At 60.5% G+C, this 24,326-nt stretch carries 18 protein-coding genes and 1 pseudogene; 14 read left to right on the forward strand and 5 right to left on the reverse strand.

Translation table 11 applies throughout. From position 1 onward, the window contains the following. Positions 1-26 precede the first annotated feature (26 nt). The 4 genes from trpB (at position 27) to EZI54_RS06385 (ending at position 4,442) form a co-directional block, all read left to right on the forward strand. The gene (gene trpB, locus EZI54_RS06370) at positions 27-1,232 is read left to right on the forward strand and encodes a tryptophan synthase subunit beta (protein WP_131480173.1); all 1,206 of its coding nucleotides are present in this window, start codon (positions 27-29) and stop codon (positions 1,230-1,232) included. 20 nt (positions 1,233-1,252) lie between these two features. After that, entirely contained in the window at positions 1,253-2,074 is an 822-nt protein-coding gene (trpA, locus tag EZI54_RS06375; RefSeq protein ID WP_131480175.1) for a tryptophan synthase subunit alpha, read from the forward strand. 179 nt (positions 2,075-2,253) lie between these two features. Then, complete coding sequence (locus EZI54_RS24815) at positions 2,254-4,113, forward strand: hypothetical protein (protein ID WP_207389162.1); 1,860 nt, start codon at positions 2,254-2,256, stop codon at positions 4,111-4,113. After that, a complete protein-coding gene (locus EZI54_RS06385) occupies positions 4,110-4,442 on the forward strand; it encodes a hypothetical protein (protein WP_131480177.1) in 333 nt (110 codons plus the stop codon). Before EZI54_RS24815 ends, EZI54_RS06385 begins: the two co-directional genes overlap by 4 nt. Positions 4,443-4,668: 226 nt before the next feature. Here the strand turns inward: EZI54_RS06385 and EZI54_RS06390 are convergent, their stop codons facing one another. From EZI54_RS06390 to EZI54_RS06400, 3 genes are all read right to left on the reverse strand, one after another. Next, complete coding sequence (locus EZI54_RS06390; protein WP_131480179.1) at positions 4,669-5,412, reverse strand: substrate-binding periplasmic protein; 744 nt, start codon at positions 5,410-5,412, stop codon at positions 4,669-4,671. 300 nt (positions 5,413-5,712) lie between these two features. After that, complete coding sequence (locus tag EZI54_RS06395; protein WP_207389163.1) at positions 5,713-6,786, reverse strand: arylamine N-acetyltransferase family protein; 1,074 nt, start codon at positions 6,784-6,786, stop codon at positions 5,713-5,715. A 261-nt stretch (positions 6,787-7,047) separates the two neighbouring features. Beyond that, positions 7,048-8,700 (reverse strand): methyl-accepting chemotaxis protein, encoded by a 1,653-nt coding sequence (locus EZI54_RS06400; protein ID WP_242674361.1) that lies wholly within the window; start codon positions 8,698-8,700, stop codon positions 7,048-7,050. Between the two features lie 490 nt (positions 8,701-9,190). Here EZI54_RS06400 and EZI54_RS06405 point away from each other — a divergent pair, with 490 nt between their 5' ends. Further along, the gene (locus EZI54_RS06405) at positions 9,191-11,155 is read left to right on the forward strand and encodes a methyl-accepting chemotaxis protein (protein WP_131480183.1); all 1,965 of its coding nucleotides are present in this window, start codon (positions 9,191-9,193) and stop codon (positions 11,153-11,155) included. 85 nt (positions 11,156-11,240) lie between these two features. Here EZI54_RS06405 and EZI54_RS06410 read toward each other — a convergent pair whose 3' ends face one another. Together EZI54_RS06410 and EZI54_RS06415 are read right to left on the reverse strand one after the other, a co-directional pair. Then, positions 11,241-11,990 (reverse strand): substrate-binding periplasmic protein, encoded by a 750-nt coding sequence (locus EZI54_RS06410; RefSeq protein WP_165495695.1) that lies wholly within the window; start codon positions 11,988-11,990, stop codon positions 11,241-11,243. A gap of 260 nt (positions 11,991-12,250) precedes the next feature. Further along, positions 12,251-12,913 carry a GntR family transcriptional regulator gene (locus tag EZI54_RS06415; RefSeq protein WP_131480186.1) on the reverse strand — a complete coding sequence of 221 codons (663 nt, stop codon included), beginning with the start codon at positions 12,911-12,913 and terminating at the stop codon, positions 12,251-12,253. A 133-nt stretch (positions 12,914-13,046) separates the two neighbouring features. On the opposite strand from EZI54_RS06415, the gene EZI54_RS06420 reads away from it, so the two are divergent. From EZI54_RS06420 to EZI54_RS06455, 9 genes and pseudogenes are all read left to right on the forward strand, one after another. Next, positions 13,047-14,045: a TRAP transporter substrate-binding protein gene (locus EZI54_RS06420; protein ID WP_242674362.1), complete on the forward strand. Its 999-nt coding sequence runs from the start codon at positions 13,047-13,049 to the stop codon at positions 14,043-14,045. Between the two features lie 87 nt (positions 14,046-14,132). After that, the gene (locus EZI54_RS06425) at positions 14,133-14,654 is read left to right on the forward strand and encodes a TRAP transporter small permease subunit (RefSeq protein ID WP_242674363.1); all 522 of its coding nucleotides are present in this window, start codon (positions 14,133-14,135) and stop codon (positions 14,652-14,654) included. Between the two features lie 2 nt (positions 14,655-14,656). Then, positions 14,657-15,994, forward strand: a complete 1,338-nt coding sequence (locus tag EZI54_RS06430) for a TRAP transporter large permease (protein ID WP_131480188.1) — start codon at positions 14,657-14,659, stop codon at positions 15,992-15,994. A gap of 22 nt (positions 15,995-16,016) precedes the next feature. Next, positions 16,017-17,378: a malonyl-CoA decarboxylase gene (locus EZI54_RS06435; RefSeq protein ID WP_131480190.1), complete on the forward strand. Its 1,362-nt coding sequence runs from the start codon at positions 16,017-16,019 to the stop codon at positions 17,376-17,378. Beyond that, a complete protein-coding gene (locus EZI54_RS06440; RefSeq protein ID WP_131480192.1) occupies positions 17,375-18,904 on the forward strand; it encodes a malonate--CoA ligase in 1,530 nt (509 codons plus the stop codon). The genes EZI54_RS06435 and EZI54_RS06440 overlap by 4 nt, the downstream gene beginning before the upstream one ends. A 39-nt stretch (positions 18,905-18,943) precedes the next feature. Beyond that, positions 18,944-19,018, forward strand: a pseudogene (locus EZI54_RS25040) (Asp/Glu racemase); the annotation flags it as partial. 244 nt (positions 19,019-19,262) lie between these two features. After that, positions 19,263-21,008, forward strand: a complete 1,746-nt coding sequence (locus tag EZI54_RS06445) for a transporter substrate-binding domain-containing protein (protein ID WP_131480193.1) — start codon at positions 19,263-19,265, stop codon at positions 21,006-21,008. Positions 21,009-21,047: 39 nt separating this feature from the next. Continuing rightward, a complete protein-coding gene (locus tag EZI54_RS06450; protein ID WP_131480195.1) occupies positions 21,048-22,457 on the forward strand; it encodes a sigma-54-dependent transcriptional regulator in 1,410 nt (469 codons plus the stop codon). A 322-nt stretch (positions 22,458-22,779) separates the two neighbouring features. Continuing rightward, entirely contained in the window at positions 22,780-24,258 is a 1,479-nt protein-coding gene (locus EZI54_RS06455; protein ID WP_131480197.1) for an alanine/glycine:cation symporter family protein, read from the forward strand. Positions 24,259-24,326: the final 68 nt, after the last annotated feature.

A 24,326-nucleotide genomic window follows, 5' to 3' on the forward strand; every position in this document is an offset into this window, starting at 1 on the left:
TCAGGTAAAAAGCAGGCAAATTCGCTATGAGCGTATATTCCATGCAGCCCGATGCCAATGGCTTCTTCGGCCGGTTCGGTGGTCGCTTTGTGGCTGAGACGTTGATACCACTGATCGAAGCGCTTCAAACCTGTTACAAAGAGGCACGGGATGACCGCGAATTCCAGAGCCGGCTGGCGTATTTCCAGCGCGATTACGTAGGCCGCCCCAGTCCGCTGTACCGGGCGGACCGGCTGACGGACTATTTCGGCGGCGCGACGATCTATTTCAAGCGTGAAGAGCTCAATCACACCGGCGCGCACAAGATCAACAACTGCATTGGCCAGGTCCTGTTGGCGCAGCGCATGGGCAAGACCCGCATTATCGCCGAGACCGGGGCCGGGATGCATGGCGTCGCCACGGCGGCGGTCGCAGCACGGCTGGGCATGTCCTGCATCGTCTACATGGGCGAGACCGACATGGAACGCCAGCAGCCCAATGTGTTCCGCATGCAACTGCTGGGTGCCGAGATCATCCCGGTCAGCAGCGGCACCGGTACCCTCAAGGACGCCATGAACGAGGCCCTGCGTGACTGGGTGACCAACATCGACGACACCTTCTACGTCATCGGCACCGTGGCGGGACCGCATCCGTACCCGGCCATGGTGCGGGATTTCCAGTCGGTGATTGGTCGGGAGACCCGGGAACAAATGCTGGACCAGGAGGGGCGCCTGCCGGACTCGCTGGTGGCGTGTATCGGTGGCGGCTCCAACGCGATGGGCCTGTTCCATCCGTTCCTGGCGGATGACGGGGTGCAGATGATTGGCGTTGAAGCCGGCGGGCATGGGGTTGAGAGCGGCAAGCACGCAGCCAGCCTGAGCGGTGGGACGCCGGGTGTGTTGCACGGCAATCGCACCTACCTGTTGCAGGACGAGGACGGCCAGATCACCGACGCCCACTCCATCTCGGCGGGTCTGGATTATCCGGGCATTGGCCCCGAGCACGCCTGGTTACACGAACAGGGGCGCGTGGAGTACGTTTCGATCACCGACCGGGAAGCCATGGAGGCGTTCCAGCTGTGTTGCCGGCAGGAAGGGATCATTCCTGCCCTGGAAACGGCCCATGCGTTGGCGGAGGTGGCCCGGCGGGCACCTGCGCTTCCGAGGGAGCACCTGATGGTGGTGAACCTGAGCGGTCGTGGTGACAAGGACATGGCCAGCGTCGCCGAGTATCTCGGCGGCCCATCCCGATAATCGCCAGCGAGGACTTCAGCATGAACAGCACTTCCCGACTCGATACGCGCCTTGCGGCCACGAAAGCCGACAAACGGCCGGCACTGGTGACCTACATCACCGCGGGCGATCCCGACCCGGACACGTCCCTGGACATCCTTCGGGGGTTGCCGGAAGCCGGTGCGGACATCATCGAACTGGGTATGCCGTTTACCGATCCCATGGCGGACGGTCCGGCGATCCAGAAATCATCGCTACGGGCCCTCAACGGCGGCCAGACCCAGAAAAAGACGCTGGCGATGGTGCAGCGGTTTCGCGAGCACGACCGTGACACCCCGCTGGTGCTCATGGGCTATTACAACCCCATCTATCGCTACGGCGCCGACCGGTTTCTGCGCGATGCGGCGGAAGCCGGGGTGGATGGCCTCATCATCGTCGACCTGCCGCCCGATCACGACCAGGCCTTTTTCGATGCGGCCCGGGATGCGGGCATTCACATCATCCGGCTGGTGACGCCAACCACGAAAGGCGAGCGGCTGAAGCAGGTGCTGCGTGATGCCTCAGGCTTCGTCTACTACGTTTCGGTGGCTGGCGTCACGGGGGCCGCCCCGCCCACCCAGGACAGCGTGGCGACGACGCTGGCAGCCATTCGCGAGCACACGGATCTTCCGGTCGGCGTGGGCTTTGGCATCCGCACCGCCGAAGACGCCGCGGCGATTGGCCGGTTCAGCGATGCGGTGATTGTGGGCTCGGCATTGGTGGACTGCGTGGAACGGGCAGAATCCCCGGCTGCGGCCAGGCAAGCGCTTCACGAACGGGTGCGGGACTTGGCGGCCGGTTTGCGATGTAGGACATGCCCGTAATGTACCTGCCCCTGCTCGCGCCTTAAAAGGGGAATGGCAAATCCGCCTTCAGGCGCCCAGTAGATCAGCGAATTGGCCAAGCCGAGCGCTAGTTGCTTGCCGTGTTTCCTATTAACGTAATAGCATCCCCATGGTTGTAATAGGACCCAAGGACAATACTGGACAAGGAAGGAGTCGCGATGTCCTACCAGATCTATGTGACGGGAGGCCATGGCTTTACCGAAGCCATACTGCCAACCCTGTTGCATCCCTCAACCGCTGTGGACATGGCCCGGGATTATTTCACCCGGGGTTACCAGGGCCACCATATCGACCTGCCGCCGGATGCGGACTTTTCGCAAAGCGGCAACCTGACCGATACCCAGAGACAAAAGCTGCTGGATGACTTGCGGGATGGGCGCCTGGTGCTCTCCAGCCGTTATGGGCGGCCGGGCTTTGCGCTGTTCAGCGAATCTGAAGCCAGCCCGGACACCCTGCGCAATGACTTGCCTCCCGCATTTCGGCAGCGCCTCCAGCAGCAATGGCCTGGCCGATCGCGGGGCGGTGCAGCGATCTCCGACTCCCTGGCACCGGCCAACGAACCCACCACCCACTCGCCCGAGGCCCCGGTGCCCGACATCCTCGTGCTGGGAGCCGGGCCTTACCACGTCAAGCTGGCCTATCGCTGGCCTGATGGCACTGGTGTGGCAGGGTTGCCTTTCACCATTGGTACGGACGATGAAAACGTAAAAGGGACCCTGGATCACAACGGCGAGGCTCAGGTTGCGGGACTCCATGGTCGGTTCGCCTCCGTCCGCCTGAGTTCCGACGTCTCGGACGGCGACGTCGATCACCAACGCCGTGGCATTCAGCATGTGCTGGGCGAAATACTGAAGCGTGAACAAAAAGAGGCTGAGGACCTGGCCCATGAGTACCGGCAGCTTCCCTGGTATCAGCGCGCTGCCGTTAGCAGTGGCGCTGTATTCCAGGGGGTCGCGGACGCCGGTATCAGCCTATTCCGGTTTGTCGACGGCATGGGTGACTTGTCTTCCCCCACCCAGACCCTTTTGGACGGCTTGAAGTCGGCCTGGGCCGCCAGTGATGGCAGCCCGGACACATCCTGGTACGCGTCCTTTCTGGCCCATTACAACGAAGCCCGCCACCAGCGCTGGGTCGAGGCCCTGGGCTTCAGCCCCTCGGACATCAGCCGAGAAGATGTGGCCGAGGCCTATGACCTCGCCAGCCTGGTGATGGCGGACCCTCAACTCCGGGAAAGCCTGACCGACTTTGCCGCCGACTACGCGGAAACACAGCACCACACCGAAGTCAGTTATTTTGCCGGGTCTGTCGCCTTCGACCTGATATTGGCGGGCCTGCTGGCCGTAGCCACCGGAGGTGTTGGGGTGGCTGGGGCTGCGGGCAGCCGGATCCGCCATACGGGGCTGCTGATCCACCTGGGCAAGGTTGTTAAAGCCTATGCCAACGCCGTGCGCAAACAGCGCTTGAGGCGCCTATGGCGCACCGTTGACCTGAACAAACAGGATTACCTTGAGGCCACGGCCCCCAACCGGGTGGATGGGCTGGACCTGAAGCCTGCCAAGAATGTTCCAAACAAAGTGAATCCAAGCGCTCAAGTGTTATTGGCCCGGCAACGGCAGGCTCGAATGCTTGAGGAAAATGTTGGACTTAATATCAGTCCAACGGCGTGGGACAGCTATCCGACTATTGGTAGAAATGGAACATTCATTTCTGACAGACAAGGGATTACTGACATAATCGGAGATTTTTCTGGGCAATCACAGTTGACTCTTGATAAGACTAAGGTTCTTCAGTTGGAAGAAGCATTTGGCCTCGAAAGAGGAGCGTTACAAGAAGGGTTTAAGATTAGGCAGGTCGATAATGTCGTTGATCGTATGACCAGAAGCCCGATGGAAGGAAACCAATATTTCTTGGGGCCTGGTAATCATTTGCCAGGTGGAGCGCCAGAAATGGTGATCGATTCTATTCCGACTGTAGATGCCAATGGTGTGACAACCTTGTTGGAGGTGTTAGTCAAATGAGCGAAGAATTGGTCAAAGCATTCGTAACCAAAGCAGACGGCAAGGTTGTTCGTGTTAAGTTAATAGACAGCTCGTTTCAAAGCGAGCTGTCTAATTTGGGTTTCGTATACGATTCGGACTTATCGGAATACACTTTTTCAGTGTCAGGAAACCAGGAAAAAGCAGAACTGTTCGATAAGTTGCGAATTCTGGATGTGAGTTTTTCTGGTGGTAAAGAGTGGTGTCCTGCAGAAGTTTTTGAATATCTAAGGGAAACGGGACTGTTGAGTGGCAGCTTTAAGAAAATTAGCTGGAGTGGTCCGGGAAATTATCATCTGACAGTTGGTTAGTTGTTCCAAACAGCAAAACCATACCGGGACAGGTTTTTCCGGGCAATTACCGCTCTTTCAGGGATGTCCTGCTGGCATGTTCCCCTGGGGAAATCGCCTCGGTGGAGTGAGTCGTCAGGGTGGGATTATGAACGTTACCGAAAGCCGCATGATGGAAGGTGCGGCTTTCGTTTTTTCGGCATCGGCGTGCGACGTGCTCTGTCTCCGCCGTATTGTCAGTTCGGGGCTAGAGCCCGTATGCCCGGGAGATGGCGTCCTTCTCGCCGGACTCAACCAGCTTCCGGTAGGCCTCATTGAGGGCGTTCAGAATGTCCGGATCGGAGTCCTTGTTGACTGCCAGGTACATGGGCGTCTCTTTGAAGACCAATACGCGTTTGAGATTGGCGACATCCGCCGCATCCGCCGCCAGGTAGGGGCCGGCCAGGCCATCGGCGACCCACAGGTCGATCTGGTCTTCCACCAGCCGGCGGGCGTTCAGGCCGTTGTTGCTGATGGCCAGCACGTCGAAGCCCTTGTCCTTCAGGTAGCTGGTCATGACATCGCCCTTGTAGCCGCCGATGCGGTACTTGCGGGCGTCGTCCAGGTCATCCAGCTCGATGGACGATCCCGGCTTGGCGAACAGGGTCCACTTGATGGACGACAGCGGACCGACCCAATTAAAGAACGGCGCGCGCTCATCGGTCTTGGAGACGCAGTAGATCGCGTGGTTGGGATGCTCTTCCGTCCGGTTCAGGCCGTAGCTGAGATCCCGCAGCTTGATGCTGTGCTTGAGGTCGGTCTTGGAGAGCAGGGCTTTGAGCACATCCGTGCACAGGCCGGTGATGTCCTCCGCCGAGTGGGCAAACGGCATGCCGTTGTTGGTCATGTTGTAAGGCGGGTATTGTTCGGTGTAGACCCGAAGTTCCTCGGTGGCGGTGGCGCAGCCGGTCATCAGCAACAGGCCCAGTATCAGCCCGACTCTTCCTTTCATGTCCTCGCTCCAATGATGAAATGACAGTAATGGGAGCGCGGCATGATATTGAACCGATCCCCAGCCGGATAGGTCGGTTTCTGCTTCTTTACATTTCCACAACACGCTGAAACGCAAGGGAAATGGTGCATTAGGCGGGTGGTCGGTCAATTCGTAGAAACCAGAATGGGCTGGGTTTTTCAGCGAAGGAACCGGTGTCCGGAGGTGGCCCGGGAAAATCGGGTGTCCCGGCCCACCATCTATCGGTGGATGCAGCAACAGGGCATTGTCCAGCCACGCTACGCCGGCAAGTAGGGAGCGCTACCGGGCGTCCTCCGTCAACGCCGCGGCCCGCTCGATCACGGCATGCCAATCCGGCGACACCGGCAGCCTGAAGGTTTCCCGCAGTGTGGTCTCGATACCCCGGGCATCCAGGGTCTCGCGCCGGCTGTCGCCGTTGGCAAGGTGCGCCGAAAACCGGCCATTGAGCAGGGTGTAGCGGGCCTCCGGGGTCGTGCGGGCCACCATCAGGTTTTTCCGGAAGTGTGAGCCGGGATGGGTAGAGGTGTACCAGTTCGCCATCTCGTAATCGCTATGGACGCGGGGCTCGCCGGACAGTTCGTACACCGGCCGCCATTGATCGTCCATCCAGACCTGCAACAACAGACCCGGACCAAACGGGACCAGCCTGAACGTCTCGTGCTGGGTGGGCTGGGGTTCGGTGGTGTCCATGCGCAGTGGTGCTGTCAGGACGTTGCCGCCAAAGCCCACGTCGACGAGCCAGGGTTCGTGGTCCACAAAGACCCGCAGGGCCATGTGGGTATGGGGGGTGGGCAGCATGCCGGGCGCCGCATTCCAGCGTACACGGGCGGACAGCCCCTCGACATGAAAACCAACGGTCTCCAGCACCCGCTTGAACAGGTTGTTGTGCTCGAAGCAGTAGCCGCCCCGCCCGGCATGGATCAGCTTGTTGTCCACCGCGTCCGGCTGGATGCTGATGCCGCGGTCCAGAAGCACGTCGATCGCCTCGAATGGAATGGCGTCGGGATGCCGTTCGTGCAGGTGTCTCAGGGTGTCGAGGTCCGGGTGCAGTGGGCCGCTGTATCCGATTCGACGGCTGTAGGCGTCCAGGTCAACGACCGGCCCGGGCCGTGTGTTCATGACCTCGATGATCTGGTGGGCGGCAAATGGGGCGTAGGTGTCGACGAATTGCACAGCCGGATGACGCTCCCGAAAACGGGCCTTCAGCGCCTCACCGGCCTGGCCCAGCAGGCCGCGTCCCAGGGCAATGAAATCGAAATCCCGGGCGTCGTAATTGTCCGGCGCGGCTTCCGGTGACGTCGTGCCTTCGGCATCTACGTGGGCGGCTTTCAATTCGTCCAGCACCGTTTGCATGACGACGTCCGCACGTCCCAGAACCAGTACTCTCCCTTTTGTCCCGCTCTCTGTCATGGCGGTCTCCCTGCGCTTGAGTGGATTTGATGGGATGTTATAGGACCTCAAGTTAGGTTGAGGTCAAGCCCTGTGCCCGTTCCGGTTCTGTGGACGAGCGATCCCCCAGCAGGATAGTGCCATAACCGCGCGTTCCAGGTTCGGTCGGCCATCAGGTGCGCCACCGCCAGGAACAGCCATCCGGATGCCCTGGCGGACGGCCTCTTATTGCAGCTTGAACTTCGTCACCAGTCTATCCAGCGTCTGCGAGAGTTGCTGCAGTTCGCCGCTGGACTCGGTGAGCTGATCGGCGATCTGCGCTGTTTCCACGGTCAACTGGTTGATGTCGTGGATGTTCTGGTTGATCTCGCCGACCACAGCGGATTGTTCCTCGGTAGCGGTTGCCACCTGGACGTTCATGTCGCTGATCTGACCGATGTGGGACGTGATCTGCTGCAGCGCCCGGTTGGCTTCATCGGTCTGGCTGACCACGGATTGACTCTGTTCCTGGCCGCGCTTGATGGCAGAGACGGTCCGTGCCGATTGCTCCTGGAGCTGGTCGATCATCTTCTGGATTTCATTGGTTGAGCTCGCTGACCGGCTGGCCAGGTTGCGCACTTCATCCGCGACAACGGCGAAGCCCCGCCCCTGCTCACCGGCACGTGCCGCCTCGATGGCGGCGTTCAGGGCGAGCAGGTTGGTCTGCTCGGAGATCCCGCGAATGGTGTCCAGGATACTGCCGATGGAATCGGTCTGGGTGGCCAGCGAACTGACGTCCTGGCTGACCTGGTCGATCTCCCTCGACAGCGTTGCAACGCCCTGGCTGGCCAGTTCGACCAGTTTCGCACCCTGATGGGAGGTCTCATCCGCTTCCCTGGCAGCCTGTGCAGCCTCGGAGGCATTACCGGCAATGCTCTCGACGGTCGAGCCCATCTCGTTGATCGCCGTGGCAATCTGCGTGGAACGGTCCTGCTCGTGGATGCAGTTGCGGTGCGTCGATTCCGCCTTGCTGGCGACCGCATTGGCGGTGGCCGCCAGTTGGCGTGAGTTGTCGGCAACCGCCTCGATGGCCAAGCGGATCTGGCCGACGAACTGATTAAAGTTGGCTGCAATATCGCTCAGTTCGTCGCGGCCGCTCAATTCGATCGACGATCCCAGGTCCAGCGTATCGGCTGCGGTGCTGATATGGCGCTGGAGTCGGTCCACACGGCGGTTGAGGCGGCGCAGGAACAGCAGGGCCATTGCGATGGACGCCGCCAGGGCAATGGCGATCAGGATCATCATCTGGTTACGGCTGTTCTGGTAATTCACCTTGCTGGCCTCATAGCTGGCGTTGCCCTGGGCGAGCAGCCGGTCCAGCAGGTCGTTCACGATCTTGCGCATCTCGCCGTAGCTGGCGGCGTAGTCGTCCTGGTAGATGCGGTAGGCCGAAGCCATGTCGTTGCTCTCGATGGCTTTGAGCATCGGCGTTAGTTCATCGCGTTTGACGGCGGTGAAGGTGTCGGTCAGCCTCTGTACCTCGGCCCGGATCTCCGGATTGACCTGGGCATCCAGGGCCTGTTGCAGGGCACCGTCCATTTCCGGGATGTCCTCGGTGCGGGTTTCCTTGACGCGGGTCATCACGCCTTTCTGGTCCTGCAGGGCCGGTACGGCCTGCAGCAGGATCATATCGAGCCCCACGCGAATCCGCGGGATCCGTGAATTGACTTCCGCCAGGGCCCGCAGCGGAGCGCTGGTATTCTCGGTCAGACGCTCGGTCTGGTCCTGCATGCCGGACAGCCCCCGCAGCCCCGCCCAGCTGACCAGCAGTAACACCAGACAGGGGAGGGTGACGACGGCGACGAATTGGGTCTTCAGGGTCATTTTGTCGAAGATCAAAGCGCGCTTCCTCGAAATGGGGTCGTCGGATCGGACGACCGATCAACAAACAATGCTCGCTCACCGGGTCGCCGGGAGCCTGGGTCATGAAAAGAAGGTTTGGACTGTCGGCGGTGTCTATGGCGTGACGGAGTGCCCGTATACGCCCGCCGGTTATGTCTGGAGGGACCAGTACTGTTGTGCGAAGTAAACTAACCGGTTGTTCGGTGCGAATATGCAGTTGATTTGTTAACGCGTCTGGTCAGCCGGCCGCTGTCGCCTACAATGAGAAAAACGCAAAAGTATGTGATAGCTGGGGATCGGCGATCTTCCGGCTGATGCTCTTGTGGGGGGTGATAAGTAGTATTACGAACTTTAAGGGGCGCCGATTCACGCGGAATCGGCGCCGCCTCGAGCCGGCGTCCATGGAGATTCGTCACGGATCAGGTAGGGTGCGGAACCTGCGAGGGATGTCAGGCGTACTGAAAGCAATCTAGCGAGAGGCCACGCTATGAAGATCAAGTCGAAGCTGCTGACGGCGCTTCTTGGCACAACCCTCCTCCCTGTTCTGATTGTTTCCTCGCTCACTGTCTATAACGCCCTCGAACGGGCCGAGCAGGACTTCATCGAGAACAGCACCACCAATATTTCCATCGTCGAGGATTCCTTCAGCAACTTCTTTGATGTGATGGGATACGAGGTGTCGTTCCTGGCGGATTCCCCGGCGGTCAGGAATGCGCAGCAGGGCTCGATATCCAAGTACTTCGGCGAAAAACAGCGCCCCGCCGAGGTGGCTCGTCGGAATGGCGGTCGGGAAAAGGCCATTTTCGATCTGTTCAGTGGCATTGGCGACAACAACCCCATGCTTGGCTATGTCTACATGGGCGATAAGGATGGCGGGTATCTCGAGTGGCCCGGGACCGCGGGTTACGGCGACTGGGATCCCCGCAAGAGGCCCTGGTTCGATATGGGCAAGGACGGCAACTACAAGCTCGTCCGCCGCGATGGCTACTACTGGGAGCCTGATGATGCGGTCTACGTGTCCGTGATCAAGGGCTTCAAGAACATGGAGGGCGAGTTCGAAGGGGTCGTTGCCATGGACGTGTCCCTCAAGTCCCTGACCGACATGGTCCAGAAGGTCAAGCTGGGAAAAACCGGCTATCTGATGATGATCCAGGGAGACGGCAAGATCCTGGTGGATGGCGGTAACCCCGACAACAACTTCAAGGCCCTGTCCGATATGGATGCGGACTATTTCTCCCGCATTGCCCAAACCGATTCCGGCGTTATCGATGTCAGCATCGATGGTGTGGACTATGAGGCCAACGTCTACCAGTCGCCGTCCCTGGGTTGGAAGATTGTTGGCCTGAAGCAGTCCAGCGAGATCTTTGCCAGCGCCCGGGAAGTGGGACGCAACACGGCCATCATCAGCGGCATTCTGGTGGTCCTCTTCGGTCTGCTCGGGCTCTACATCGCCCGCCGTATCGTCACACCGATCAACGAGGTCAAGGATAACCTGAAGACGATCGCCCAGGGCGAGGGGGATCTGACAACGCGCATCAGCGTCGAATCCCGGGATGAAGTGGGTGAGCTGGCTGAATGGTTCAACCATTACATCGAGTCGACGCGCAAGATGATAGAAGACATCAAGGCCACTTCCCAGGAGATGGAGGGCGTCTCAACCCGGACCAATTCCAAATCCGTCGAACTGTCCGAGAGTGTCTCCACTCAGCTGTCCTCGATTGAACAGATCGTGACGGCCGTCACCGAGATGGCCGCGGCTGCCAATGAGGTGGCGACCAATTGCGTCGATACGGCCTCGATATCGGAACAGGGACTGGCGTCGACGCTTTCCGGCAAGGAGGTTATCAAACGGAGCGCGGCCAGTGTGGAAACGCTGGGCGAGCGGATCCGCTCTTCCAACGAAATGATCGGGGAGCTGGAGAAAGAGACCGGCAACATCAACAGCATCCTGTCCGCCATCCAGGATATTGCCGAGCAGACGAACCTGCTGGCACTCAACGCCGCGATCGAGGCCGCGCGGGCCGGCGAGCAGGGGCGCGGTTTTGCCGTGGTTGCCGACGAGGTCCGGAACCTGGCCAGGCGCACCCAGACGTCCACGGAGGAGGTCAACCAGATACTCGGCAACCTGGTTCGCCGGACCAATGACGTGTCTTCGGCGATGACCCTGAGTGCCGAGGAGTCGTCGACCGCCGTCGCCCTGTCGGGCGAGGCATTGCAGGCGTTCAATAGCATCGAGGATGCCGTCGAGCGGATCCGCGATGTCTCGACCCAGACCGCAAGCGCCGCGGAAGAGCAGCACTCCGTCACCGAGGAGATCAACCGCAACATCGTGACCATCAACGATTCGGCCAACGAGGTGACTGAGGTTTCCAGGAGCGTCGAATCGCTCTGCTCGGACCAGGCGGAACTGAATCTTCGCCTGACCCAACTGGTTTCGCGCTTCAAGACCTGAGGCGGAGGCCGTCAACGCCCAAAACCATGACCTGTCGGCCGCTGCCCTGATGGCGGCTGACTGGCGACGGCGGCTGATTGGATGGTTAGGGCGTGTGCTGTCGTATCACCGCATTGAAGCGTTCCACGACGGCGTCGGGAACGTCCCTGGAAAAGAGGTAGTGCAGCGGGTCGGTAACCTGTTCCTGGATGATCAGCCGCCTCAGGGGGTAGTCTGAGTTCTTTATCAGCATCTGGGCAACCCCGTCCTCGATAATGAACCCATCCAGCCGTCCCCGGGCCAGCATCTCCACCATCTGTTCGTTGCTGCCAAGTTGGATCGGTTTTACCGCCGACTGGTTATTTTCGAGGACGCGCTCCATTTTCTTGCCATAGAAGTCGCCGCGGAACAGTCCCAGGTGACGGACCCCGTCGTCGGGGGCGGACTGGATCCATTTTTCCAGGGACACTGACCTTGTCGTGGATGGCGTGTCATCCAGGGTCATCAATACGAACTGTTCCTGCCGATAGGGCACGGAATACTTGGCGAATGCGGCGCGCTCTTCGGAATAGCCGGCCCCGTAAAGGAGGTCCAGCGATTGGTTCTCCAGCATCTTCAGTGCCCGTGCCCAGGGCACGTGGAGCATGACGATCTTGCATCCGGCTGCATCGGCGGTCGAGATCAGGCGATCGTATTCGAGCCCTCGAAATTGGCCGTTTTCGTAAACAATGTAGGGCGGCCAGTCATCCCAGCCGACCCGCAGGCGACACTCAGCGTGGGAGGTGGCGGCAAGGAGGCACAACCCCAAGCCCACCAGGCTGGTCAGTAATCGAAGGAGCCAAATGTGAGTTCGCATTGCCTTTCCCATCAATAGCGAATGCACTCATTTTAAGTGTAGTCTTTCCTGTCGGGTCACACCACGCCATGTCGTGCACTCTTGGGCGTGGCCGTTCGTCCCGTGACACCGGACAAAAGACATCGCAGGGCTGCTCTCTCGTTGGCGTAAAGATTTCCCGTTGGTTTCGTCAGGCGATACCCTGCACAGCCTGTTGTGTCAGGGCGCCACGTTTAAGCCCGTACCCGGTGCTGCAGGTGCGGCTCCCTCTATTCAGAGCCTCAGGCGAGTTCGCTAAACTCTTTGACCTGGGACACGAAGTCGCTGAATCGTTCGCCCTGGATCAGGACGTGTTCCTTCAGCGCTTTCTCAGCCAGTGCTGCATCACCCGCTTCAATGGCCTTGAAGATCTCCCGATGCTCGTCAATCGAGTTGTTGACCCGGTTCCGAACCTGTAACTGCAAGCGCCGATAGGGTTTCAGTCTCTGCTTCAGTTGCCGGGTCTCCGCCGCCAGATAGTCGTTGTGGCTGGCGGAGTAGATGCAGTTGTGGAATTCCTCGTTCTCGTAATAGTACTCATCCGGGTCTGCCATGACGGCCGGATCCTCGCAGCGTTTCAGGGCCGCTTCCAGAGCCGCCAGCTCCGATGGCCGGATACGCCGGGCGGCCAGGCGGCCGCACATCCCTTCGAGCTCAGCCATGACCTCAAACATCTCGATGAGCTGATCAATGCCGACCTTGGCGACAAACGAGCCCTTCTTGGGCTGCACCGTCACCAGGCCACTGACCACCAGTTGCTGGATCGCCTCGCGAATCGGTGTGCGGGAGACGTCGTACTGCTTCGCCAGGGCTTCATGGTCGAGCTTGGCGCCAGGTAGCAGGCGCCCGTTGATGATGTCGTTTTCCAGGATGTCTTTCAGCTTCTGTGCGTTCGAGCGTTTCATTGTTGTGGGTCCGTGGTCGACATTTTCTGATCATTCTTTATTCAGTTTGCATTGACAGCAGTATACAACAAAACTAATGATATATATATCAGAGCGGACTGATGAATATTACAAAAACAAGACTGGAGAAAAAATGATGAAGATGCCCTTCGTGAAGCTGGCTTTGGCGGCTTCTCTCTCGATTCTCTGTACCGGCGTGGTTGCCGATACCGTCCTGCGCGTTTCTCACCAGTTCCCCGGCGGTAAAGGGGACGTGCGGGACGAGATGGTTCAGTTGATGGCCCGCGAAGTGAAGGCCGCGGATGTTGGCCTGGAGCTGCAGATCTATCCGGGCCAGTCGCTCTTCAAGGCCAAGGAACAGTGGGGAGCCCTGGTACGCGGTCGGGTTGACATGATTTCTCTGCCCCTGGATTACGCCAGCGGCCGTCACCCGGAGTTTTCCGCGACCCTGATGCCGGGGCTGGTTCGCAACCACGAGCGCGCCCAGCGCCTGAACGACTCGAAGTTCATGGACATGATCAAAAAGGTGATCAACGACGCCGGTGCGCGTGTTCTGGCGGATGCCTGGCTTGCCGGTGGCTTTGCCTCCAACAAGGAGTGCATCACCTCGCCCGACACCGTGAAAGGCCAGACCCTGCGCGCTGCCGGTCCCGCCTTCGACGAGATGCTGGCAACGGCCGGGGCGTCCATATCGTCCATGCCGTCCTCTGAAATCTACACCGCGATGCAGACCGGGGTGTTGGATGGCGCCAACACGTCTTCCGGATCTTTCGTGTCCTACCGGATCTACGAGCAGGTGACGTGCTTGACCGCACCGGGGGAGAACGCGCTCTGGTTCATGTATGAGCCGGTGCTGATCTCGGAGCAAAGCTGGAACAAGCTCAACGAGGAACAGCAGGCCGCCCTGACTGCCGCCGGTGAAAAGGCCGAAGCCTACTTCTCGAATGAAGTGGCCGGGCTCGACCAGAAGATGGTGGATGTCTTCAAGAAGAACGGCGTCAAGGTTGTCCAGATGTCGCCGGAAGATTACAAGGCGTGGCTGGATATCGCCAAGAAGAGCTCCTACAAGACCTTCGCCGAAAACGTGCCCAATGGTCAGGCTCTGATCGATGCCGCCCTGGCAGTGGAGTAACGCAGGCACGCCTGAGTCATATCCACAACGGCCACATGCCCGCCGCGTGCGGGTGTGGCCGGCCCAATCATTTCCTGGGGTTGAGCCATGTCCCAAACTTCTAGTCTTTCCCGTGCTTCAGGCCGGGGGCTCGTCGGCGGGTATATCCGCTGCATGGACGCCCTCTCTTTAGCCGCTGCGTTACTGGCCGGCGTGCTGCTTGCGCTAGGCGTACTGTCCGTTGTTGAGATGGTATTCGTCCGCTACATCCTGGGCGAGAGTACGGTCTGGCAGACCGAGTTCACGACGTTCGCCATCACCGCGGCGATGCTGCTGGGCGCGCCCTATGTGCTGAAAAGCGGCGGCCACGTTGCCGTTACCGTTCTTCCCGATGCCCTGCAGGGATTACCGAAGCGCATCATGACGCTGCTGGCCTCGCTGGTCGGACTCGCGTTCTGCCTGGCCCTGACCTATGGCTGCTGGTACTACCTGTACGAGGCCTACACCGGCGGCTGGAATACCGGCACCGTTTGGAACCCACCGCTGTGGCCCGCCATCCTGCCGGTCACCGTCGGCGCCAGCCTGCTTTCCCTGCAGTACATCGCCGAAATTCTGCGGGGGGAGCTGTAGTCATGGATCCCGTCACAAGTGGCATTCTTGTCGTTGTCGTCCTGCTGATCCTCATGGCGATCGGCACCCCGATTGCCTTTGCCCTGGGCGCCGTGTCGCTGGGCGCGCTGGTTATGGATCGGGGGATGACCGAGCTGGTTTATTTTGGTGAAACGTTTTTTGGCAACCTGGCCTCGTTTGGTTTTGTCGCCATACCGATGTTCATATTGATGGGGGCGGCCGTTGCGTCATCGCCCACAGGCCGGGACCTGTATCGATCACTGGATCTCTGGATGGGCCGACTGCCGGGCGGTCTGGCGATTTCCAACATCGCGGCCTGTTCCATTTTTGCGGCCCTGTCCGGCTCGTCGCCAGCCACCAGTGCGGCGATCGGCAAGCTCGGCATTCCTGAAATGCGCAAGCGTGGCTATCCCGATGGGGTGGCAGCGGGCTGTATTGCCGCGGGCGGCACCCTGGGTATCCTGATCCCTCCCTCGGTCACCATGATCGTCTACGGTATCTCGACCGAAACCTCGATTGGCCGGCTGTTCATTGCCGGCGCTATGCCGGGCCTGATGTTGGCAGCGCTGTTCATGGTCTGGACGTTGATTGCCTGCAAGCTGTCGGGCGGCTACGACACACCGAATCCGGTGGCTGAAGTGGCCGGGCAGATCAAGCAAAACGTGGAGGGTAACCTGAAAGCGCTGGTCCGGGTGCTGCCGTTCCTGCTGGTGGTGTTTGGCATTCTGTTCGCGCTGTATGGGGGGATTGCAACGCCGTCTGAAGCTGCCGGCGTCGGGGCCTTCCTCTGTCTGCTGCTGGCCGTTCTGGTTTATCGCATGTGGCAGGCTGGGCCGATTGGCACCATCATGCGCGATGCCCTGCGCGAGAGCGTGATGATCATGCTGATCATCGCCACAGCTGAAATCTTTGCATTTGCGCTGTCGTCACTGTTTATCACGCAGACGGTGGCGCAGGCCATTGCCGACCTGGAAGTGAATCGCTGGCTGTTGATGGGCATCATCAACCTGTTCCTGCTGGTGGCCGGCTTCTTCCTGCCGCCGGTGGCCGTCATCGTGATGGCGGCGCCGATCCTGTTGCCGATCATCCTGGCTGCCAACTTCGACCCGTACTGGTTCGCCGTGATCCTGACAATCAACCTGGAGATCGGCCTGATTACCCCGCCGGTGGGTCTGAACCTCTTTATCATCAAGGGCATTGCGCCCGCTATCGCGCTGCGGGACATCCTGTTGGGCAGCTTGCCGTACGCCCTGTGCATGATTCTGGGCATCGTGCTGCTGTGCTTCTTCCCTGAGATTGCTCTGTGGCTGCCGAACCTGATCATGGGGCCCGGTTCCTGAGAACTTTGCAAAGGTCAGTCCAATGAATATGAGCTTCCTGCAAGAGCTTTTTACCAGCATCACCCAGCGTGATGCCCTCCAACGAAGGCTCGGGGCGAAGAAAAACCACAGTGATCATCACGACCTTGTCGCGGCTTGTGAGGAATTGCTGAACAGCGACGGCGAGGCGGCGAGCATTGTGTTGGCCAGTCGGGCGCTGGAGATTTACAGGGGTCTCTCCGGTGATGAGAAGAAGGCCTTCTTCGAGTGTCTGGCCAGACAGTTTGCGGCCGACCCCGACGCCATCGACCGGGCCTACCGGTTTTACCGGAAGGATCGGTCGAACCGGAACCTGGCGACGCTGTTTGAGGTTGCGGAGCCGCGGCGCCAGGAATTGCTGCGCCGCTTGAACCTGGCCCAGGGGGCAACCTACGAGCTGGTCCTGATGCGCCAGGACTTCCTCACGCTGATGAAGGAACACCCGGACTTCAAACCCCTCAATGCGGATTTCGTGCATCTGTTCGGCTCCTGGTTCAACCGGGGGTTCCTGGTGCTGAAACGCATCGACTGGAACACGCCAGCAGCCATCCTGGAAAAGATCATCCGCTATGAAGCTGTGCACAAGATCGAGGGTTGGGAGGATCTGAGGCGTCGCCTGGATGCCCGGGACCGGCGTTGTTTCGGGTTTTTCCACCCGGCGATCGGCGACGAGCCACTGATCTTCGTGGAGGTGGCCCTGACCAAGGGCCTGCCGGACAGGATCCAGCCGATCCTGGCGAATGATCAGTACGACATCGAGGACCCGGTACTGGCGGATTCCGCCGCTTTCTTCGGCATCAGCAACTGTCAGGTGGGACTGCGGGGCATTTCGTTCGGCAACTTCCTGATCAAGCAGGTGGTCCAGGAGTTGAAGCAGGAACTGCCGAATCTGAAGAACTTCGTCACCCTGTCGCCGTTGCCGATGTTCCGTGACTGGTTGGAAAAAACGTACCGGCAGGACCCGACCCAACTGACACCGGAAGCGCAAGCCGCACTCGCTCAGCTCGACGATCCCGACTGGGCCTCCGATGAGGCCAGGGCCGATCAGCTGAATGAAGTCATCCGGCCCCTGGCGGCGCGCTACCTGCTGAAGGAAAAGAACAGCGCCGGTCTGCCGCTGAACCCGGTGGCCCGTTTCCACCTTGGCAACGGCGCGGAGCTGCACCGGATCAATTGGCTGGGTGACGTTTCGGATCACGGCATGAGCCAGTCCGCGGGTCTGATGGTCAACTACCTGTACGTGATCGAGAACATCGAACGCAACAACGAGAAGTTTACGTCGAATGGCGAAATTGTCTGCTCATCCAGTGTCCGTGAGCTGAGTCGAAATGGCCGGAAACTGTTTCAGGGAGAACCGGAAAAATGAACCACAATCTCTTCGCTACCTTTGACGCCAAGATGCGGGCACGGGGCGGCTCCAATTTCATTACCACGCCGGATGGGAAAACCTATTCCTACGCCGAGGCCTTGGCCACGAGCGAACGGATTGCCGGCGCGCTGAAAGCATTGGGCGTCGAGCCCGGAGACCGGGTCGCTGTCCAGGTAGACAAAAGCCCGGAAGTGATCCTGCTGTATCTCGCCTGCCTGCGGGTTGGGGGCGTCTATCTCCCGCTGAACACGGGATACACCGCCGAAGAGGTGGGCTATTTCCTGGGGGACGCCGAGCCGGCCCTGTTTGTCTGTCGTCCCGAGGCACTGGCGGACGCACAGGCCATTGCGGACAAAACCGGCTGCCCCTGTGTGAAAACGCTGGGAACCGATGCGGACGGCTCGCTGATGGAAGAGGTTGCCCGGGCCGAGCCCTATTCGGGCATCGAACCCCGCGGGGAGGATGACCTGGCCGCCATCCTGTATACCTCCGGCACCACCGGGCGTTCCAAGGGCGCGATGCTGACTCACCGGAATCTGGGGTCCAATTGCGAGAGCCTGGCTGAGGCCTGGCGCTTCACCGATGCAGACCGGCTCATCCACGCGTTGCCGATCTTCCACACCCACGGCCTGTTCGTGGCGTGCAATGTGATCCTGATCTCCGGGGGCCGCCTGTATTTCATGCCGAAGTTCGACATCGACCAGATCATCGAAGCCATGCCGGACGGCACGGCGCTGATGGGGGTGCCGACGTTCTACACCCGGCTGCTGCAGGATGACCGGCTGACGCCTGAGCTGACCCGCAACATGCGGCTGTTCACATCGGGGTCGGCTCCGTTGACGGCAGAAACCCACCAGAAGTTCCAGCAGCGCACCGGTCACGCCATCCTGGAGCGTTACGGCATGACCGAGACCAACATGAATACGTCGAATCCCTACGACGGGCCCCGCATTGCGGGCACGGTGGGCATGCCGCTGCCCGGCGTCAGGATTCGCATCACCGACCCGGAGTCGGGCACCCACGAGCCGTTGCCGCAAGGCGAAATCGGGATGCTGGAGGTCAGTGGTCCCAACGTGTTCAAAGGGTACTGGCGGATGCCCGAGAAAACCCGGGCCGAGCTGCTTGATGACGGCTACTTCGTCACCGGCGACCTGGCCCTGATCGACGACCGGGGTTACGTGCAGATCGTCGGCCGGGACAAGGATCTGGTGATCTCCGGCGGTTTCAACGTCTATCCCAAAGAGGTGGAACAGGTCATCGACGAGATGGACGGCGTTGTGGAATCGGCGGTCATCGGAGTGCCGCATCCGGACTTCGGCGAAGGGGTAACGGCGGTGGTTGTGCTGGAGCCCAATGCCAGCGTGTCGGAAGCGGATGTGATCAGGAACCTGTCCGGTCACCTGGCCAAGTACAAACTGCCCAAGCTTGTGTTCTTTGTCGATGCCCTGCCGCGAAACACCATGGGCAAGGTGCAGAAGAAACAGCTTCGTGACGAGTACAAAGACATCTACACGAATGCCTGAGCGCGGTTATCGGGGATGAGCATGGTAAAAACCCGTTGAATCGGCCAGATCGTGCCGAGCTCCAATACCACCATGGAAGCTGAGGTGCCCGCCATGTTGCGGGCCCGTGCCGCTTCGATGGCCGTATTCGGGGCCGGCAGGTTGGTCTGCCCGGAGATCCCGCAACGCTGCCGTTGGTATCGTGTAGCGGACAGGACAGCGCAGCCGCTCTCACATTGACGTAAAGACTTCCCGTTGGTGTCGTCAGGCGATACCCTGCACAGCCTGTTGCGTCGGGGCGCCACGTTTAAGCCCGTTTCCGGGTGTCCCGCTCCATTTGTCGTAGACTGGCTGTTGTTTCGAAAGGGTGAGTGAACGGATGAGAGGCTTCTGTGGGAGGCGCGTTGCTGGTAGGTGGTCCTGGCTGCTGGCGGTGGTGTTGTTGGTCGCCCCGGCTCTCTCTGCCGGGGCCAGCCCGCTCGAGCGAAGCAAGCAGCCGATCGTGGTCGGCGGCGATCACTATCATCCACCCTATGAGTTCATTGACGAGAACGGCGAGCCGGCCGGTTACAACGTGGAACTGACTCGCGCCATTGCCGAAGTGATGGGTATCGATGTCCGGATTGAGCTGGGTGAATGGTCCGAGATGCGGAAGAAGCTGGCCAACGGCGACATCGATGTGCTGCAGGGCATGTCCTATTCCGAGGAGCGCGCCAAGACGTTCGACTTCTCGCCACCCCATGCGATCGTGAATCAGTCGATTTTTGCGCGACGCGGCGATCCGGCGGTGGATGTCGACGGTCTGCGGGGGAAGACGGTGATCGTCCAGCGGGGCGACATCATGGAAGACTACCTCAAGGAACATCATGTCGGCGCGCACCTCGTTCCGGTCGACACCCATGCCGACGCGCTGCGCATGCTGGCTTCCGGCAAGGGGGACTATGCGCTCGTGGCGAACCTGCCGGCCCTTTACCTGACCCGTCAACTGGGGCTTTCGAACATCGTGCCGGTCGCCCGGCCGTTTTCGCTGTGGTACGGCTACGCCGTCCGTAAGGGGAATTCCGATCTTCTGGCCCAGTTTTCCGAAGGGCTGGCCATTCTCAAGAATACCGGACGGTACCAGGAGATCTACGATAAGTGGCTCGGGCCGCTGGAGGATGCCGGCCAGTTCCCCTGGAAGCGTGTCGGTCTCATTGGGGCCGCCGTGTCCGGTGCGTTGCTGCTCATCCTCGGCACGATCGTGATCTGGAACCGGACGCTCCGACGCGAGGTCGAAAGTCGTTCCCAGGCCCTGCGTGAGCAACAGCAGCAGCTCATCCAGGCCGACAAGATGGCCTCCCTGGGCATCCTGGTTTCGGGCGTCGCCCATGAGATCAACAACCCCAGTAGCCTGCTGTTACTGAACCTGCCGGCCCTGCGAGATATCTATGCCGATTGTCTCGAAGTGCTTGACGCCCACTACCACGAGCACGGTGACTTCACGGTGGGTGGGCTCGACTACTCCCGGATGCGGGACGAGATCCCATTGATGCTTGACGAGATGCTCGAAGGCAGTCAGCGCATCAAGCGGATTGTCGGCGATCTCAAGGATTTCTCCCGCCAGGGCTCGGCCGAACTCAGGGAAACACTGGATCTCAACGCGGTGGTCCATACCGCCATACGGCTTGTGGAGAACTCGATCCGCAAGGCAACGGACCATTTTGATACCCGCTACGAAGCCGACCTGCCTTCGGTGACCGGCAATACCCAGCGCATCGAGCAGGTCGTGATCAACCTGGTCCTCAATGCCTGCCAGGCGCTTGAAAGCACGCAGCAGGGTATTCGCATAAGGACGTTTCGGCAGGTGGATGACGCGGGGCATGTGTGGGTGTGCCTGGAGGTGGCGGATCAGGGGTGCGGGATGGACCCCGATGTGGTCGGACGCGTGACCGATCCCTTCTTCACGACGAAGCGCGATCAGGGAGGCACCGGGCTAGGCCTGTCCGTGTCGGCCGGTATCGTGCTGGAGCATCAGGGGACCCTGACCTTTGACTCGACGCCGGGCGGCGGAACGACAGCCCGGGTGTCCCTGCCGGCCGCCGACCGGCATGCTGGCGCCGCGGTCGCTCCCCCGGCACCGCGATAGACTTCCCCACTGGACTAACAGCCACCGGAGCTGCATTTGATGACGAAGAACCTGTACCCCTCATTCGGTATCCTGCTGGTGGATGACGAGCCGTCCTTCCTGCGCAGTCTTGGCATCGCGCTGGAACGGGGAGGCGGCATCAACAACGTCTTCCGCTGCCAGGACAGCCGCGATGTGCTGGGCATACTCGAGCGGGAGCGCATCGGCCTGGTGACTCTTGACCTGACAATGCCCCATGTGAGCGGTGAGAAGCTGCTCATGCGGATCGTCGAGGACCATCCCGATGTCGGCGTCATTGTCATCAGCGGACTCAACCAGGTGGAGACGGCGGTCCGGTGCATCAAGCAGGGAGCGTTCGACTATTTCGTCAAGACGGACGAGCAGGATCGCCTGATCGAGGGCATCCGGCGGGCCATCCGGTTGCAGGAGTTGCGCGAGGAGAACCAGGCGCTCCGACAGCGGGTGCTCTCGGATACCCTGGAGCATCCCGAGGTATTTGCACCGATCGTCACCGACGACAAGGGCATGCGGGCGTTGTTCAAGTACCTGGAGTCGGTGGCCTCCAGCAGCGAACCGGTCCTGATCTGTGGGGAGAGCGGCACCGGCAAGGAACTCTTCGCGCAGGCGGTTCATACGTTGAGCCGGCGCAAGGGGCCGCTCGTCAGCGTCAATGTCGCCGGGCTCGATGACAACATGTTTGCCGATACCCTGTTTGGCCACCAGCGGGGTGCCTTTACCGGGGCCGAAAATGCGCGGGCGGGTATGATCGAACAGGCGGCCGAAGGGACCCTGTTCCTGGACGAAATAGGCGATCTGAGCGTCGCATCGCAGGTCAAGCTGTTACGGCTGTTGCAGGAGGGGGAATATTATCCGTTGGGGAGTGATCGTCCCAAGCGCCTGCGTGCCCGGGTCGTGGTCGCGACGCACCAGGATCTGGCGCAGAAACAGTCGAGCGGCGAGTTTCGCAAGGATCTCTACTATCGTCTGCGCACCCACCCGGTCCATGTGCCACCGCTGCGCCAGCGTAAACGGGACATTCCGCTCCTGCTGGAGCATTTCCTGGAGGAAGCCGCCGAGGCCCTGGGCAAGGTCAAACCCACCGTGCCCCGCCAACTGCCCGTGTTGCTGTCGAACTATGATTTTCCCGGGAATGTCCGGGAGCTCCGGGCGATCGTGTATGACGCCATGAGCGTCCACCAATCGCGGATGCTGTCGATGGAGGTGTTCAAGCGGGCGATTCACTTCAATAGCGATGAGTCGGCAACCGGCGTCATCGAACCTCAATCCGTCTTCGTAGCCGATGCGCCACTGCCAACGCTCGACAGTGTGGCTGACCTGCTGGTCGATGAAGCGATGGCCCGGGCCGAGGGCAACCAGTCGATCGCTTCGCGACTGCTTGGCATCTCACAGCCCGCGTTGAGCAAACGGCTCCGGAAACGGCGTTCCTGACCCGGCTGCGCGAACCCCTATAACCCGGTTAACGCCTATAACCTTTGCGCTGTTTTTAATGCTTTGATTTTAAAGGGTAAATATAGGGGTGGTGGCTGGCGCTGTCCGCAGGTTATAACACTTCCTTCCCGCTTCTGGCGGCCTTCCATGTCATCTTTTCTTTGAAATACAAAAGGTTGGGATCTATCTGGCTGGGTGGCATCGTGCTTGCTACCCACCCCGGACTCTCTGGCAGCGGTCACCGGTAGGGCTAACGCCCCGGACCCGGATGTTTCGCTGGCGGGGAGCACACGCTGACAACAACAAAACGTGGAGACTCCTGATGTTGGAATTGCTCAACGATATTCTCTGGGGCAAGGTGCTCATCGCCATGCTGATCGCCGTGGGCATTGGCTTTACGGTTGAATCGCGCTTCGTACAGTTTCGCTACTTTGGACGGATGTTCCGCATCCTCGGGTCGAGCCAGGCCTTCAGTCGGGGAAAGGACGGCCATCTCAGTTCTTTCCAGGCACTGCTGCTGTCGGTCGCCGGTCGTGTGGGCGGAGGCAATATCGCCGGTGTCGCCGTCGCCATTACCCTGGGTGGCCCCGGGGCGGTCTTCTGGATGTGGCTCGTGGGCCTGATGGGCATGGCCACCAGCTTTCTCGAATGCACACTGGCCCAGACCTATAAACAGGCGGAGCCGGATGGCTCGTACCGTGGTGGGCCGGCCTATTACATCGTCAAGGGCATGGGCAAGCGCTGGACCTGGCTCGCCGTCCTGTACTCCATCCTGCTGCTGGTGACGTTCGGCTTTGGCTTCACCGCCCTGCAGTCCTACTCCATTGCCGTCTCCTTCGAGGATGCGTTCGGCATACCGGCGCTGTTTACCGGTATCGGCATGGCAATCCTGGTTGGCCTCATTATCTTCGGCGGGGTCAAGCGCATCGCCAGGGTTGCCGAGGTACTGGTCCCGGTGATGGCCCTGGGTTACCTGATGATTGCCGTGGTCGTGCTGGCCACGAACATCGCCGACGTACCGGCCATGCTGCTGCTGATCGTCAAGAGTGCGTTCGGGTTACAGCCGGCGGTGGGTGGCGGCATCGGCGCCGCGATTCTGATGGGCGTCAAGCGCGGCCTGTTCTCCAACGAGGCCGGCCTGGGGAGTGCGCCGAACGTGGCCGCCGTGGCCCATGTCCCGCACCCGGCAAACCAGGGTGGGGTCCAGGCCTTCTCGGTGTTCATCGACACCCTGGTCCTGTGCACATGCACCGCATTGATCATCCTGCTGGGCACGACCTATGACCCTGGCCATGGCGCCGACATTGGCGGCATAGCGCTGACCCAGGCCTCCCTGGCCAGCCACGTGGGCGAATGGGGCCGGGATTTCGTCAGTATCGCGCTGCTGCTGTTTGGCTTCAGCACCATCCTCTACAACTATTACCTGGGGGAAAACAGCCTGAACTTCTTCAGTCCGGAGAACCGTAAGCTTTTCAATGTGTTCCGGGTGGCTGTCATCGTGCTGTGTGGCTGGGGTGCCACCACGGACCTGCATACCGTGTTCGGTTTCGCCGACGTCACCATGGGGCTCCTGGCACTGGTCAACCTGTTCGCCCTGATCATGCTGATGCGGCCTGGGCTGCGGATCATGCGGGACTTTGACCGTCAATCACGCTCCGGCGAGTCGGAGCCGGTTTTCGAAGCCTCTCAGTTTGCCGATCTGGACCTGGATCCCAAGGCCTGGCCTGCCGACAACGGCCGTGGCCGTCGATCTGAATCCGGATATGCGCCCGGTGACGCCGCCGCGCTGGACTACCGATAAGGGACGCGCGCCCCGCTTGCCAGTCGGCTGGCGGGGCAGGCGTTCGCCTGTGGCGGGTAAGGTCGATG

This window comes from Marinobacter halodurans (genome assembly GCF_004327985.1).
GTDB classification, from domain to species: domain Bacteria; phylum Pseudomonadota; class Gammaproteobacteria; order Pseudomonadales; family Oleiphilaceae; genus Marinobacter_A; species Marinobacter_A halodurans.